The organism is Rhizobium sp. R86522, from assembly GCF_042466255.1.
Classification (GTDB): domain Bacteria; phylum Pseudomonadota; class Alphaproteobacteria; order Rhizobiales; family Rhizobiaceae; genus Allorhizobium.
The window spans coordinates 1,268,296-1,281,737 of record NZ_JAXHBX010000001.1; the positions used below are offsets into that span (position 1 = coordinate 1,268,296).

General features: G+C 60.8%; 14 protein-coding genes. 10 read left to right on the forward strand and 4 right to left on the reverse strand.

The genetic code is table 11. The features are described 5' to 3' along the window. Nucleotides 1-40: 40 nt before the first annotated feature. The 6 genes from SJY08_RS06030 (at nucleotide 41) to SJY08_RS06055 (ending at nucleotide 7,159) form a co-directional block, all read left to right on the forward strand. Nucleotides 41-2,629 carry a mechanosensitive ion channel domain-containing protein gene (locus SJY08_RS06030; protein ID WP_377275010.1) on the forward strand — a complete coding sequence of 863 codons (2,589 nt, stop codon included), beginning with the start codon at nucleotides 41-43 and terminating at the stop codon, nucleotides 2,627-2,629. 110 nt (nucleotides 2,630-2,739) lie between these two features. Then, the gene (locus SJY08_RS06035) at nucleotides 2,740-3,012 is read left to right on the forward strand and encodes a hypothetical protein (protein WP_377275011.1); all 273 of its coding nucleotides are present in this window, start codon (nucleotides 2,740-2,742) and stop codon (nucleotides 3,010-3,012) included. Nucleotides 3,013-3,163: 151 nt separating this feature from the next. After that, a complete protein-coding gene (locus SJY08_RS06040; protein WP_377275012.1) occupies nucleotides 3,164-3,988 on the forward strand; it encodes a response regulator in 825 nt (274 codons plus the stop codon). Between the two features lie 85 nt (nucleotides 3,989-4,073). Beyond that, on the forward strand, nucleotides 4,074-5,396 hold the full coding sequence (locus SJY08_RS06045; RefSeq protein WP_377275013.1) for a diguanylate cyclase: 1,323 nt from the start codon (nucleotides 4,074-4,076) through the stop codon (nucleotides 5,394-5,396). Nucleotides 5,397-5,474: 78 nt separating this feature from the next. Next, nucleotides 5,475-6,401 carry an ABC transporter ATP-binding protein gene (locus SJY08_RS06050; RefSeq protein ID WP_069041182.1) on the forward strand — a complete coding sequence of 309 codons (927 nt, stop codon included), beginning with the start codon at nucleotides 5,475-5,477 and terminating at the stop codon, nucleotides 6,399-6,401. Next, entirely contained in the window at nucleotides 6,398-7,159 is a 762-nt protein-coding gene (locus SJY08_RS06055; protein ID WP_153762354.1) for an ABC transporter permease, read from the forward strand. The genes SJY08_RS06050 and SJY08_RS06055 overlap by 4 nt, the downstream gene beginning before the upstream one ends. A 9-nt stretch (nucleotides 7,160-7,168) precedes the next feature. Here SJY08_RS06055 and SJY08_RS06060 read toward each other — a convergent pair whose 3' ends face one another. From SJY08_RS06060 to SJY08_RS06070, 3 genes are read right to left on the reverse strand one after another with little or no spacing between them, the layout of a single operon-like run. Then, nucleotides 7,169-7,870: a TIGR02281 family clan AA aspartic protease gene (locus SJY08_RS06060; RefSeq protein ID WP_377278493.1), complete on the reverse strand. Its 702-nt coding sequence runs from the start codon at nucleotides 7,868-7,870 to the stop codon at nucleotides 7,169-7,171. Then, nucleotides 7,867-8,088: a DUF1289 domain-containing protein gene (locus tag SJY08_RS06065; RefSeq protein ID WP_054151060.1), complete on the reverse strand. Its 222-nt coding sequence runs from the start codon at nucleotides 8,086-8,088 to the stop codon at nucleotides 7,867-7,869. The genes SJY08_RS06060 and SJY08_RS06065 overlap by 4 nt, the downstream gene beginning before the upstream one ends. Nucleotides 8,089-8,123: 35 nt before the next feature. Further along, on the reverse strand, nucleotides 8,124-8,909 hold the full coding sequence (locus SJY08_RS06070) for an adenosylcobinamide-GDP ribazoletransferase (protein ID WP_377275014.1): 786 nt from the start codon (nucleotides 8,907-8,909) through the stop codon (nucleotides 8,124-8,126). A gap of 125 nt (nucleotides 8,910-9,034) precedes the next feature. Between SJY08_RS06070 and cobT the strand changes: the two genes are divergently transcribed. After that, nucleotides 9,035-10,057, forward strand: a complete 1,023-nt coding sequence (cobT, locus tag SJY08_RS06075; protein WP_069041187.1) for a nicotinate-nucleotide--dimethylbenzimidazole phosphoribosyltransferase — start codon at nucleotides 9,035-9,037, stop codon at nucleotides 10,055-10,057. Beyond that, nucleotides 10,050-10,472: a diacylglycerol kinase gene (locus tag SJY08_RS06080; RefSeq protein ID WP_054151058.1), complete on the forward strand. Its 423-nt coding sequence runs from the start codon at nucleotides 10,050-10,052 to the stop codon at nucleotides 10,470-10,472. The genes cobT and SJY08_RS06080 overlap by 8 nt, the downstream gene beginning before the upstream one ends. Here SJY08_RS06080 and SJY08_RS06085 read toward each other — a convergent pair whose 3' ends face one another. Further along, nucleotides 10,473-12,008 (reverse strand): HAMP domain-containing sensor histidine kinase, encoded by a 1,536-nt coding sequence (locus SJY08_RS06085; RefSeq protein WP_054151057.1) that lies wholly within the window; start codon nucleotides 12,006-12,008, stop codon nucleotides 10,473-10,475. A gap of 118 nt (nucleotides 12,009-12,126) precedes the next feature. On the opposite strand from SJY08_RS06085, the gene SJY08_RS06090 reads away from it, so the two are divergent. Further along, a complete protein-coding gene (locus SJY08_RS06090) occupies nucleotides 12,127-12,693 on the forward strand; it encodes a thermonuclease family protein (protein WP_377275015.1) in 567 nt (188 codons plus the stop codon). 14 nt (nucleotides 12,694-12,707) lie between these two features. Further along, a complete protein-coding gene (locus SJY08_RS06095) occupies nucleotides 12,708-13,382 on the forward strand; it encodes a uracil-DNA glycosylase family protein (protein ID WP_377275016.1) in 675 nt (224 codons plus the stop codon). Nucleotides 13,383-13,442 lie beyond the last annotated feature (60 nt).

A 13,442-nucleotide genomic window follows, 5' to 3' on the forward strand; every position in this document is an offset into this window, starting at 1 on the left:
CTATTGTCCTGCGGCTTTCATCCACGCACTGGACCACGTTTTGATCCGATTCCGTTCGATTTCTTTCGCCGTCGCGCTCTGCCTGCTGGCGGCGGGTTCTTCTTTCCTGCTTACGTCAGGCGTCGGTCTGGCACAGGACACCGATGCCACGCCGGCGGTGACTGAGCCGGCCCCGGTTGAAGCGCCAGAGGGACCGCAGCTGCAGCCGGAAACATCGGCGCCGGCTGCGGCCCCTGTCGCGCCGCCGCCGCAACGTGACGAGCAGATCGTCGCCGCCGAGAAGCGCGTCGAGGAAGCGCGAGCGCGCCTGACCGGCCTGCGCGATCAGGTCGAGAAAAACCTCCAGGAAGACGGCGTCCTTGCAGATCTCAAGGTTCAGTCCGATGCTCTCGGGCGGGAAGCGCTTGCGATTACCGTCGATTTGCGTCCGCGGATCGATGCCATTCAGGGTCGGTTGACGGAACTGGGCGAGCCACCCGCCGAGGGGCAGCCGGCGGAAAGCGCGAGCGTCGCTGAGGAGAGGTCGCGGCTCAATGCCGCGCGGGCGGAAGTCAATGCGCTCACCGGCCAGGCCGAGGATCTGTCGATCGAGGCGAAGACGCTGTCCGATCGGGTCTCGGACACGCGTCGGGCACTGTTTACCAGCCGGCTGCTCGAGCATACCGAAATCAATGGAAGTGTGCTCGAGGAGGCGCTCCAGTCTTTCTCCGCCGATGCGGCGCGGGTTCAGCGCAGCATCACGAGCTGGCTGAGCTTCGTCATCAAGTTCAAGGCCTTGCAGTTGGCCATTGCAGTATTTCTATCGATGGCCTTGGCTTCGCTGATCCTGTTTGTCGAGTACCGTCTGTTCGGACGGATCAACAGGCGCGATCCGACCAACGAAGCCCCCTCCTATCTCAGCCGCTTCTCGGTCGCCTTCTTCTCGACGATCCTGCCGTCTCTGGCACTCAGCTTCTTTTTGGCTTCCACCTATTTCCTGCTCGACACGTTCAATGTGCTGAGAACCGACATCGCTCCAATCGTTGCATCGGTCTTTGCATTGATCGGTCTTGTCTTTTTCGTCATGGCCATTTCAAGAGCGGTGCTTGCGCCCGCGGCGCCTAACTGGCGGTTGGTCAAGCTTTCAAATAAGGGAGCGCGCGACCTCAGTATCGCAATCTTCCTGATGGCGCTCGTCAACGGCCTCGACTACGTCGTGTCCGTCATTAACGAGAGCTACAGCTCGCCAGTCGTGCTGACGGTGATGCGCAGCTTTGCCTCCTCCGTGGTTATCGGCCTGCTGCTGTTCTTCGTGTCCTTCCTGCGGCCGGTGCTCGCCGAGTCAGGCGATCCCGCTGTCCGGGGACGGCCCTGGCCACGGGCGGTGGCGATCACGCTTCGGATTGTCGGCGCCGTCCTGATCCTCGCTGCTGCCATCGGCTATGTCGGGCTCGCGCGTTTCCTCGCGACCCAGATCGTTCTCACGGGCGCGGTTCTGGCGACGATGTATATCGGCATCCTGACCGGCAAGGCGATTTCCGCTCCCAATCAGTTCGGTGAAACCAGGGTCGGTCGGTTCATCGGCCGCCGTTTCCGCCTCTCGGCTGTCGTGCTGGACCAGAGCGGTATCGGCGCCGGTCTGGTCATCTACGCCTTTGCGCTCGTGACCGGCATTCCGCTCATCCTGATGTCCTGGGGGTTCCAGCCGCGCGATCTGCAGCTCTGGCTCTTCAACCTCTTTACCGAGATCAATGTCGGCACGATCCGCATCTCGATCTTCGGAATTCTCGGCGGTATCCTGCTTTTCGCTGCCGGCCTGTTCGTGACGCGCTGGTTCCAGAAGTGGCTGGACGGCAATGTCATGGCGCGCAGCCATATCGACGTCGGCGTGCGCAATTCGGTGAAGACCGGTGTCGGTTATCTCGGTACCGGCATTGCCGGCATCATCGGCATTTCCGCAGCCGGTATCGATCTCTCCAGCCTGGCGCTTGTTGCCGGTGCCCTGTCTCTCGGTATCGGCTTTGGCCTGCAGAACATCGTCTCCAACTTCGTCTCCGGCCTGATTCTGCTGGTCGAGCGACCCTTCAAGGTCGGCGACCACGTGATCACGGGGGTCAATGAAGGCATCGTCAAGCGAATCTCGGTCCGCGCGACCGAAATCGAGACCTTCCGGCGCCAGTCGATCATCGTGCCGAATTCAGAACTCATCAACTCGCCGCTCGGCAACTGGACGCATCGCAACCGCATGCAGCGCTCCGAAGTGCCGGTCAGCGTGGCTTATGATGCCGATCCGCAGGAGGTGATTGACGTGTTGCTGGCCGTGGTCAACGAGCGGACCGACGTCTTGCGCAATCCCGAGCCGTATGTCGAGTTCTTGCGCTTCGGAGCATCCTCGCTCGATTTCGAACTTCGTTTCCACCTCGGTGACATCGCCGATGGTCTGCGGGTGCGCAACGAAGTCCGTATCGAAATCCTCAGACGTTTTCGCGCCCGCGACATCGTCATGCCTTACCCGCATCAGGACGTCATGCTGCATCTCCAGGAGCATGACCGGCAAGCTCTTGTCCGGCGCAAGAAACGGGCGGACGATCGTCCCGAGGTGGCGGAGGAATTGTCTCCGGACCCGGATGATGACAAACTCCTGCCATGAACGCCGCATTCAGCCGCCATTCAGGCGAAATGGGGCACAAGAGGGGCAGGAGCGGTCGGAAGTGTACCGGGCGCGATTGAGAGGACGGAGCCTTTGGCTCCGCTATCGGCATGAAGCAGTTCTATGCGCAGCTGGTTGTCGTGGTGGTTAGCAGCTTGTTGGCGGGGACGACACTGGCAGCCTCGGTGCTGAACACCGGCAGCTCCGCCGTGGTTATCGTCGTGGTCGAAGAAGGCACACGAACCGAGATATCGCTCGATGCCGGGGGCTCCGACACGATCTGCGCATCCGGGTGTTTCCTGACACTGCCCAACGGAGACCGGATCGGGCTCGCCGGTGATGAAACCGTCGAAATCAAGGATGGTATCGCCACCATCAAGTGAACGGCTTTGACGCTGCTCGCCGAGATACCTGGATATTCTTGAATGCTTAACTATGCGGGAGTGTTGATACGGGCCGAGGGCCTGAGTTAACGCTTCCGCAAAGGGCCTTTGTTAGATGTCTTACAAATAAACAAGACAGTGAAGGCTGGTCATGGCAGTTCTCGGCATTTCTGGAATGCAGTATTCGGGAGAGACATTTCCCGACGTTCGGATTGTTCTCGGTGAGGACTCCAATGTCTTCACGCAGATGATCAGTCAGCGCCTGAAGGAGCTGATGGGTGTCGACATCGAGATATGCCGCACGTTCGAGGACTTGCAGATGGCCAATGAGCTGTCGCAGGAGCCGGTGGTGCTGGCGATCTCGAACATCAACCTGCCGGGCGCCGAAAACGGCGAAGCGCTGGAATACCTGATCGACTGCAACATCCCGACCGTGGTCTTCACAGGGACTTTCCAGGACGAGATGCGCGAAAAGCTGCTCGCCAAGGACATCGTTGACTATATCCTCAAGGACAATGTCTTTGCCGTCGAAATGCTGGCGGAGTTGGTCTATCGCTTCCTGACCAACCACCGTCACCACGTTTTGATCGTCGATGACAGCCCGACCGCACGCGCCCTTCTGTCGAGCCGCCTGCGCCGCTACAATTTCCGCGTCAGCCTCGCCGAGAGTGGCGCCAAGGCGATCGAGATCCTGAAGGCCAATTCGGATATCGGCCTCGTGGTCACAGACTACAACATGCCCGATATCGACGGTTTCGAACTGACGCGACGCATCCGTTCGGTGCGCGGGTCGCATGAACTGCGAATCATCGGCGTCTCGTCGTCGACCAACCGACTGCTGTCGGCACGCTTCCTGAAGGTTGGCGGAAACGACTTCATGCTGCGTCCCTTCATCGACGAAGAGTTCTATTGCCGCGTGAACCAGAACCTGGACACGCTCGTTCAGATTAAAGCTGCGCAAGCCCGCAAAAAATAGGTGCGACTTATAATTAAGGTCGCTAGTGTTCTGCCGAGGGAGGAGGTCGCTTGTTGAGCGATCTCGGGAATTCGGTGGACATTTTATGTATTTTTCTGAGCAGTTTGACACCAAGCCCGCTGTCGTGGGTTCAAAACGCGCGGAGCAGGGCCGAGTCCTGATCATCGAGGATTCTCGCGCGGTCTCCCAGGTGATGCGTCACCGATTGGAAAACGACTTCTTCTGCCAGGTGACCCAATGCGCCTCGGCAGACGTCTTTCGCAACGCGATGCGCGGCGGCGACACGTTCGACGTCGCGGTCGTCGATCTCAACCTGCCCGGTGCATCGGACGGCGAGATCCTTGATGCCGTGATTGCGCAGGGGATCCCGGCGGTCGTGTTCACTGCCGATTTCAATCGTGACCTGCGCGAGCGCCTGCTGCAAAAGGGCGTGGCCGACTACCACGTCAAGAACAATGAAGGCGCGATCGACCTCGTCGTCTCGTCTGTCCTGCGCCTCCTTGGCAATCGACAGGTCGGCGTGCTCGTCGTCGATGACCTGCCTTCGGCCCGGGCCATGCTGGCCGACCTCCTGCGAGTGCAGAAATTCCAGGTCTACGAGGCGGCTACGGGATATCAGGCCATGGATATCCTGACGCGCCAGCCGCATATCGAGCTCGTGATCACCGATTACAACATGCCTGACATGGACGGCTATGAACTGACGCGACGAATCCGTCGCGACCACAATAGCGACCGTCTGAGGATCATCGGCATTTCCTCGTCCGCCGACCGCCTCTTGTCGGCAAGCTTCCTGAAGGCCGGCGCGAATGACTTTGTCTATCGTCCCTATGTCATCGAGGAGTTGCAGTGCCGTATCCAGCACAATATCGAAACGCTTGCGCAGCTCCGGCAGCTCCGCGTGGCCGCCTTCAGCGATTATCTGACAGGTCTTCCCAATCGCCGCTATTTCTTCGACGAGGGGCCGGCGCAAGTGGCAGGACGGCTTGAGCGGGACGAGCCGTGCTGCATCGCCATGCTCGACATCGATCACTTCAAGAAACTCAACGACACCTATGGTCATGAAATCGGCGACCGGGTTCTGCAGGCTGTCGGTGCCAAGCTCGCGCGCCGGCTCGACGGCAGCGGTCACCTCATGGCCCGGCTCGGTGGCGAGGAGTTCAGTGTCTTGATGCTGGGCCTCGATGTCGAAAAGGGATCAGCGCTCTGCGAGACATTGCGGCGCGAGATCGAGAGCCTGCGAGTTGCACTCGACGACCAGGATATCAACGTGACCATCTCGATCGGGCTTGCGGAAATCGCCGGACGGGAGAGTTTCAGCAATTATCTCGCAGCGGCCGACCAGTTGCTTTACCTCGCGAAAAGCTACGGCCGGAACCGTGTCTATTCCGAGACCATGCTTTCCTGACCTGAATTCCATTGCGCTCTGGTCGTGCTGCGGGCGCATGCCCATATGTGTGCGACCATCCGCAGCCCGGAGAGTCAAATGCCTCCCATTATTTCTATTAATTCTCTCTCCAAGACCTATTCCAATGGTTTCAAGGCGCTCGACAGCGTCAGTTTCGACATTGAAGAAGGCGAGATCCTCGCGCTTCTCGGTCCCAATGGCGCCGGCAAGACGACGCTGATCTCGATCATCTGCGGTATGACCAATCCCAGTGGCGGGCAGGTGACGGTCTCCGGTCATGACGTGGTCAAGGACTTTCGCAAGACCCGGGCCGAGATCGGTCTGGTGCCGCAGGAACTGACGACCGACATGTTCGAGACGGTGTTCAACACAGTCAGTTTCTCGCGGGGCCTGCACGGCAAGAAGCCCGATCCCGCCTATATCGACCAGATCCTTAGGGATCTCAGCCTCTACGAGAAACGCAACAATGCGCTTCGCGAATTGTCGGGTGGCATGAAGCGGCGGGTGTTGATCGCCAAGGCGCTGTCGCACCAGCCGCGCATCCTCTTCCTCGACGAGCCCACCGCCGGCGTCGACGTGGCGCTGCGCAAGGACATGTGGCAGCTCGTCGAGCGCCTGCGCAAGACCGGCGTGACCATCATCCTCACCACCCACTACATCGAGGAGGCGCAGGGCATCGCCGACCGTGTGGGCGTCATCAATCGTGGCAAGCTGCTGCTGGTCGAGGAGAAGAATGCGCTGATGCGCAAGCTCGGGCGCAAGCAATTGACCATCGTGCTCACCGAACCCATCCAGGCGATACCGGCAGACCTCGCCGGCTATTCGCTCTCACTCGGCGAAGACGGACGCGAACTCGTCTACGACTATGAACTTGGAAGCGAAGACGGTGAGATTGCCCGGCTTTTGGCTGCGATCGATGCCGCCGGCCTGAAATTTAGCGATGTCTCCACGCGCCAGACGTCTCTGGAAGACATTTTCGTCTCGCTGATCGGAGAGGCTGCATGAACATCGAAGCGATCAAGTCCATCTATGTCTACGAGATGGCACGGATGCGCCGCACACTGCTGCAGAGCGTGATCTCGCCCGTCCTGTCAACAGCGCTCTATTTCATCGTCTTCGGGGCAGCCGTTGGCTCGCGCATGGAAGAGATCGGCGGCGTCTCCTATGGCGCCTTCATCACGCCCGGCCTGATCATGCTGGCGCTGATCACCCAATGCGTGTCGAATGGTTCGGCGGGCATCTATTTCCCGAAGTTCACCGGCACGATCTATGAAATCCTCTCCGCACCGGTCGCGATGACGGAGATCCTGATCGGCTATGTTGGTGCTGCGGCCACTAAGGGCATGATGATCGGTCTGATCATCCTGGCAACGGCGATGTTCTTCGTCGATCTCGAAATTGCCCATCCCGCACTCATGCTGTTCTTCATGGTGCTGACATCGATCACATTCAGCCTCGCCGGCTTCATCATCGGCATTCTGGCGAAGAATTTCGAGCAGTTGAGCCTCGTGCCGTCGCTGGTCGTGCCGCCGCTCACCTTCCTGGGCGGTACCTTCTACTCGATCGACATGCTTCCGCCGTTTTGGCAGGCCGTCAGCCATCTCAATCCGGTGCTCTATCTGGTGAGCGGTTTCCGCTGGAGCTTCTTCGAGGTGTCGGATGTGCATCCGCTCATCAGCCTCGGCATGATCGGCATTTTCCTCGCCGCATGCCTCGGTTTCCTCGCCTGGATCTTCAAGACGGGCTACAAGCTCCGACCCTGAAGCGATCCGTCAATCACGCAGCCTGAGTTCGTCGGTCTGCATCTGCATGGAACTCAGCGTCGAGAGAAAACTCATGCCGAGAAGGCTCTGGTCGAGCAGGCCTTCTTCGAGCACGACGGCATCCACGTTTGTTCGAACGATGGGGCCGAGCCGCATTTCGGGAATGCGCAAGGGGGCAGCGGAGGCGCGACCGTTGGCGGTAAGCACCGTGCGGGTGAAGCTGAGCTCGCCTGGATCGATCCCCATCACCATGGCGTCTTCGTAACGCAATGCGACGGAACTCGCTCCGGTGTCGATCAGCACGGGCACTGCGACGGCACCAATCTCGACCGTGGTCTCGAAATGCCCACCGAGCGCCTTGTGCAGGATCACTTCGGCGGAACCATCGGCTGTCGTGACTGTAATCGCCCGACCCGGGATCAGGCCTGCGAGAACACGCTCGCCAACGCTGCGAAAATCGCCGCGATAGAGATAGCCGGTGACGAGGACGAGAGCGATCAGTACCCAGATCGCCATCTGGCGCAGGCTTTGGCCCAGATTGCGCCGGCCGACCAGAATGCCGGCTGAGATCATCAGCAGGATTGGGAGCGCCACGACCAGGCGGCCGAAGGCTTCGTTGTCCAGGCCGAAGCTCTGGCCGCTATCGTGGTTCATCACGAGAATGACGAGGCCGACCGCAAGAATGGCGATGCCGATAACAAACCGCATCAGCCGCCCTCGCGTTCGCGCACCAGTCGCGTTCGGCGCGTTTCGCGGCGGGGCTTGCGCTCGACGTTTTCGAGGCGCGCCGGCAGTTCAGCCATGATCGATCGCCGCTCGAGGCCGGTATAGCTCGTCCACAGGCCGATCTCTTCGCGCGTTCGGCCGCATCCGAAGCAGTAGCCGGTCTTGTCATCGATCGAACAGATGAGAATGCAGGGAGATTCCATCGCGAGCCCTTTGGTTTCGCTCCTATATCGGTCGCTCAGAGAATGATGGCAAGGGCCACGAGGAAGGCGATCTCGCAGAGTTGTTGACTGGCGCCGATCGTGTCGCCGGTATGCCCATCGATGCGCTTGCGGCAGTGGCGCGTGAAGGCCGCCACGATGCCGGCCGCAAACAGACCGGCGGCAAACCACGCGTGGAACGGGAGGGCAAGGAGGCCGATGCCGGCCGTCAATACGCCACCGAGAAAGAGGGCTATGCGCGTCGCCTCCGGATCAGGGGCGCCGGCCGATCCAGCCACGCCATCCGGCCGAGCCGAGGGCAGGGCGGACCAGTGCCAGACCATAAGGCTTCGGCTGAGGTTTGCTGCAGCCAGCCAGGCAAGGGCCATGGCAAGCGGTGGTAGGGTTTCGATCAGGATCGCGAGCGCCGCGACACGGAGCGCGATCGACAGGATCAGCGCCAGCGCACCATAGGTGCCAATGCGGCTATCCTTCATGATCGCCAGCGCCTTCTCGCGGCTGCGACCACCTCCGAGCCCGTCCGCGGTGTCTGACAGGCCGTCCTCGTGCAGGGCGCCGGTCAGCATGACCTGCAGCCCGATACCTATCAGAGCCACAAGCACCGGGTCGACACCGGAGGCCGACAGGAGTGCCATGATCAAGGCAGCGGGGAGGGCGATGATCAGGCCAGCCAGCGGGAATCCGGCGACCGTCCGGCTTAAGCTCCCGTCATGCCCTGCAAAGAAGCGATCCGGGACCGGCAGGCGGCTCAGGAAGGAAATGGCACGTGCCGTTTCCGTGACGAGGTTCTCGACGACCTGCATGGGTCCTTTCCGTTTTGTCATCGACCGACTGCGTCGCTTTTTTTGAGTTGAGCGGTGCGGGTCCGGTCTTTAAGAGAGAGGCCACAAAGCCTGATTTGCTGGAAGAATACAAGGAAGCCCGACCCATGAGCGTTACCGGCCTGCCATTCGACGATTTTCGCACGCTATTGCGTGACCTGCCGGGACCCAGCACTGCGGCGCTCGTGGCGGCGCGCGAACGCGACAAGCAGCTGACCAAGCCGCCGGGCGCGCTTGGACGGCTCGAAGAGATTGCCATGTGGCTTGCCGCCTGGAGTGGACGGGCCCCTGCGGTCAATCGTCCACTGGTCGCGATCTTCGCCGGCAATCACGGGGTTACCAAGCATGGCATCACGCCGTTCCCGCCATCAGTCACCCAGCAGATGGTCGAGAATTTTGCAGCCGGTGGCGCTGCCATCAACCAGATCTGCGTGACGCATGATCTCGGCCTGAAGATCTTCGACCTCGCACTCGATTACCCGACCGGTGACATCACCTGTGAAGCCGCACTGTCGGAGCGCGATTGCGCCGCGACCATGGCCTTCGGCATGGAGGCGATTGCCGGTGGAACCGATCTTCTTTGCATCGGGGAAATGGGCATCGGCAACACGACGATTGCAGCCGCGATCAACCTCGCGCTCTATGGCGGCGAGGCAGAGGACTGGGTCGGTCCGGGCACGGGCTCGGAAGGCGACGTGCTGGCGCGCAAGGTGGCCGCCGTCAAGCAGGCGGTCGAGTTCCACCGGGAGCATCTGTCCGATCCGCTCGAAGTCCTTCGTCGTCTCGGCGGTCGCGAGATCGCCGCAATGGCCGGTGCGATCCTCGCAGCCCGAATGGAAAAGATCCCGGTCCTGATCGACGGCTATGTGGCAACGGCTGCTGCCTCGATCCTGAAGGCGGCCAATCCTTCCGCGCTCGATCACTGCCTGATCGGCCACGTCTCGGGCGAGCCGGGGCATCTGCGCGCAATCGAACGCCTCGGCAAGACTCCGCTTCTGGCGCTCGGCATGCGACTGGGTGAGGGTACCGGTGCGGCACTCGCGGCCGGCATCGTCAAGGCTGCGGCGGCCTGCCATTCCGGCATGGCAACCTTCGAACAGGCTGGGGTATCCAACAAGTCACATGAGTGATCGCACATCAAAGCCCGGCGATGCGGAGCCGCTCGCCTCTAAAGTCATCAAGAAGAAGACAGGTATCGCGCATCTCTTTGCCGCCGCTCAGTATTCGGCTCAGGGATTTCGACGTCTGATCCAGGAAGCGGCCTTCCGGCATGAGCTTCTGGCATTTGTCGGCGGTCTGGTCGTGTTCGTTCTCGTCGGTGCGAGCCTCTTTGAATTCCTCGGCTTCGTCGTTTTGATGATGCTGATGTTTTCGGTGGAGGCGCTCAACACCGCGATCGAAGAACTGGTCGACCGCATCTCGCCGGAGATCTCGACGGTCGGCCGCAATGCCAAGGATCTAGGATCCTTTGCTGTCTTCTGCCTGATCATGGCCAATGGCGCCTTTGCTGCTTACGTCGTCATCAGCCGGCTGTTTCTCGCCTGATCAGGCGAATTGCCGGCGGCGCGGTTCGATGGCTTTGACTTCCGAGACAGCCGGCAGGCTTTCGAGCACGCGGCTCGATGGCAGGATGGCGATGACTTCCGTGCCTTCCCTGAGCTTCGACTTCAGCTTGAATTCGCCGCCATGCTTGGCGAGGATCGCCTGGACGATGGGCAGGCCGAGCCCCGTGCCCTGTTCGGCGCTCTTGATCGCGATCGAGCCCTGACCAAAGGCGGAAAGCACCACCGGGATTTCGTTTTCCGGAATGCCCGGGCCGTTGTCCTTGATCGAGATGTATTGTCCGCCGCCGGCGGTCCAGCCGGCCTTGACCATGATCTCGCCGCCCTGGGGTGTGAACTTCACCGCATTCGACAAGAGGTTCAGGATCACCTGGCGCAGAGCCTTTTCGTCAGCCCAGAGTGACGGCAGTGCCTTTTCGAATTGCTGGTCGATGCGGATGTTCTTCGATTTGGCGCGCAGCTGGATCATGCCGATGCAGTCTTCGGCGACCTCCAGGAGAGACACGCTTTCTTCGCTCAGCTCGTATTTGCCGGCCTCGATCCGCGACAGGTCGAGGATCTCGTTGATCAGTTCGAGCAGATGGCTTCCCGAGCGGTGGATGTCTCCAGCATATTCCTTGTAGAGCGGGTTGTTCAGCGGCCCGAGCACTTCCGTCGCCATGACTTCGGAAAATCCGAGGATGGCGTTGAGCGGGGTTCGCAGTTCGTGGGACATGGAGGCGAGGAAGCGCGACTTTGCCATATTGGCCTCTTCGGCCCGACGCCTTGCCTCATCGGACAGGGACTTGGCGACTTCCAGTTCCGCAATCAGGTCGTCCTTTTCCGTCTGGAAGGACAGAAGCTTGAGATTGGCCTGATGCAGTCGGTTGGTGATGTAGATGAAGAAGATCAGCGCAGTGGTGAAAACCGCCGTCAGGCCGATGTCGAGGATATTCCGGCCGGTGATCGACACGACGGTCAGCGCCGCCACCGTGGGCAGGAAGCCGAACAGCACGGCCTGACGCAAAAGCATGCTGGCCATGGCCGTAATGGAAAGGGCCACCAGTAGCACGGCACCCTTGTAGAAGGTGAAGGCTGTCGGATTGCAGGTGTCGCAGTCCTGCAGGACGAAGATCGCCCAGGACAGTCCCATGGCTGCCTGCGCGGCCAGCAAGATGCGACGCCATCTGATCTGGTTTTCCGGCGAGATTTCGGTCTTGGATGCGCGCCTGACGATCAGGATGCCGATTGCATGCATCGTGAGCGCAAAGAGGCCCCAGATGATGAAATGCGGCTGCGCAGTGAAATAGGCACCGGAGGCCGCGATCAGTAGGATCGTGATCGGGATGACGGCCGCACCCTGCAGGCAGGCGCCGACATGCATCGCGAGGATCTCTGCATCGAAGGCCGGGGAGGTGCCCGGGCCCGTCTGAAGACGTTCGCGGGTGGTCCGGACAGCGCGCGTCGTTGCCCTGTTGCGATTGTGTCGCGTCAGGTCGAGAACGTTTTTGTCCGCCGATGTATCTACGCCGTTACTCATTGCGTTGCAGTCTTCCGCGCCTTGGTGAACCCTAGCGGGGAATTCTTAAGAAGATCCTGTCTTGGAAGGTTTTGTTTGCCATGTGTAAAAAGGATCTGTTGTTGAAGTGGGTGGAAATGTGACGAGACACGTTCGGCGCCTGCGCGACCTGGTTCTAGGGCTCGCCATCCTGGCGCTCGCATTGCTTGTCATCGCCAAGCTCGAGAACGAACAGGCGCTGCGCTTTTCCGGCTCGTTCTCGGTGATCGATGGCGACACGCTGAGCGCAGACGGCGAACGGCTGCGGATCGAAGGGATCGATGCGCCCGAACTTTCTCAGGTTTGCAAGGCGGCGGATGGGGCACCCTATGCCTGCGGCGAGGAGGCGCGCCGTGCCCTGATCGCGCTCGTGTCCGGGCGTAGCTTCGAATGCACAGGTACACGCCGTGATCGTTACGGCCGGTTGCTCGTGGTCTGCAAGCGGGGCCTCGACGATCTCGGGGAGATACTCGTGCGGACCGGGTCTGTCGTTGCCGATGGACGTTACCTTGCGAGCGAGGCAGAGGCTCGGCGGGCGGGCGAGGGGATCTGGCGGGGCAATTTCGAGCGCCCGGCTGACTGGCGACGACAACGACAGATCGAGGAAGCGGAACTCACGGGTTGGGTCGAGGCGTTACTGCCGCGATGGCTGACGAATTGGTTTTGAGGACGAAAGAGAGAATGGCCGCTGACAATCCTTCGCTGCCGAGCATGCCCCGCGATGACGTGCCGCCGACGATCGACGCCTTGTCGAGCGCGATCGCCCGCTGTCGCGTCTGTCGCGATTGTCCGGCCGGTGGCCCCGAGCGGCGCATGCCGCATGAGCCTCGACCGGTCGCCTGGCTTTCGGCGACGGCAAGGGTGCTGATTGCCGGGCAGGCGCCAGGGCTTCGGGTGCATGAGACGGGCATCCCCTTCAACGACGCCTCCGGTGACCGCCTGCGCCAATGGTTGGGCATTGATCGCGACACCTTCTATGATCGCAGCAAGCTGGCGATTGCGCCGATGGGCTTCTGTTTTCCCGGCTATGACGAGAACGGACACGATCTGCCGCCGCGCCGGGAATGTGCGCCGCATTGGCGACAGACGGTGATGGATGCCATGCCGCAGGTCGAGCTCATTCTCGCCATCGGGCAATATGCGCAGGCCTGGCATCTTGGACGGCTGCGCCGCAAGACCATGACCGAGACGGTGACCCATTGGCGGGACTTCCTTCTCGCCAATCGCGAGGGGCCACGCGTCTTGCCCCTTCCCCATCCGAGCTGGCGAAACACGGCCTGGCTGAAACGTCACCCCTGGTTCGAGGCCGAGGTGCTGCCGGTGCTGCGACGAGAGGTTTCCTTGTTGATAGCTTGAAATGATTTTCCATAATTTTTATCAAATCGGCTATATCAAGAAAAATCAGTTTTTATAGGG

Excerpts from the sequence above, each read along its gene's own strand:
- SJY08_RS06065 (WP_054151060.1), bottom strand. The coding sequence starts at position 8,088 with ATGGAATCTCCCTGCATTCTCATCTGTTCGATCGATGACAAGACCGGC.
- SJY08_RS06045 (WP_377275013.1), top strand. The coding sequence starts at position 4,074 with ATGTATTTTTCTGAGCAGTTTGACACCAAGCCCGCTGTCGTGGGTTCA.
- SJY08_RS06035 (WP_377275011.1), top strand. The coding sequence starts at position 2,740 with ATGAAGCAGTTCTATGCGCAGCTGGTTGTCGTGGTGGTTAGCAGCTTG.
- cobT (WP_069041187.1), top strand. The coding sequence starts at position 9,035 with ATGAGCGTTACCGGCCTGCCATTCGACGATTTTCGCACGCTATTGCGT.
- SJY08_RS06080 (WP_054151058.1), top strand. The coding sequence starts at position 10,050 with ATGAGTGATCGCACATCAAAGCCCGGCGATGCGGAGCCGCTCGCCTCT.
- SJY08_RS06070 (WP_377275014.1), bottom strand. The coding sequence starts at position 8,909 with ATGCAGGTCGTCGAGAACCTCGTCACGGAAACGGCACGTGCCATTTCC.
- SJY08_RS06040 (WP_377275012.1), top strand. The coding sequence starts at position 3,164 with ATGGCAGTTCTCGGCATTTCTGGAATGCAGTATTCGGGAGAGACATTT.
- SJY08_RS06055 (WP_153762354.1), top strand. The coding sequence starts at position 6,398 with ATGAACATCGAAGCGATCAAGTCCATCTATGTCTACGAGATGGCACGG.
- SJY08_RS06085 (WP_054151057.1), bottom strand. The coding sequence starts at position 12,008 with ATGAGTAACGGCGTAGATACATCGGCGGACAAAAACGTTCTCGACCTG.
- SJY08_RS06095 (WP_377275016.1), top strand. The coding sequence starts at position 12,708 with ATGGCCGCTGACAATCCTTCGCTGCCGAGCATGCCCCGCGATGACGTG.
- SJY08_RS06050 (WP_069041182.1), top strand. The coding sequence starts at position 5,475 with ATGCCTCCCATTATTTCTATTAATTCTCTCTCCAAGACCTATTCCAAT.